1 protein-coding gene is annotated in these 272 nt (G+C 59.2%); it reads right to left on the bottom strand.

The genetic code is table 11. The features are described 5' to 3' along the window. Nucleotides 1-272: WecB/TagA/CpsF family glycosyltransferase (locus SB724_RS20130; protein ID WP_410572610.1), on the bottom strand; the 272-nt coding region annotated here is incomplete at both ends.

The following is a 272-nucleotide window of genomic DNA, read 5'->3' as shown; positions in this document are numbered from 1 at the left end:
CAGCATGTCGACTTGCTGGGCATCGAGTTCGCTGATGACATCGACCGGATTATCCTTGTCGAAATAGCCATCCGAAATGACAATGAACTCGTGCCAAGGCGCGTGTCTGGCAAAGTTCTCAGCCGCCCGCTCGACGACATCGCGCTTGCCGCCGATCAGGCCGACACGCCGCGGCGTTTCCATGAACGTCAGCAGAGCTGGCACGAAATCTGTGCCATTGAGATTGGCCGGGAACGGACCGCCATGCGAGACCTGCGAGGCGATGTTGAGCC

Origin of the sequence: Bacillus sp. SIMBA_031 (assembly GCF_046535225.1) — a bacterium.
Lineage (GTDB): Bacteria > Bacillota > Bacilli > Bacillales > Bacillaceae > Bacillus > Bacillus velezensis.
This window is presented reverse-complemented; position numbering and strand designations above follow the sequence as displayed.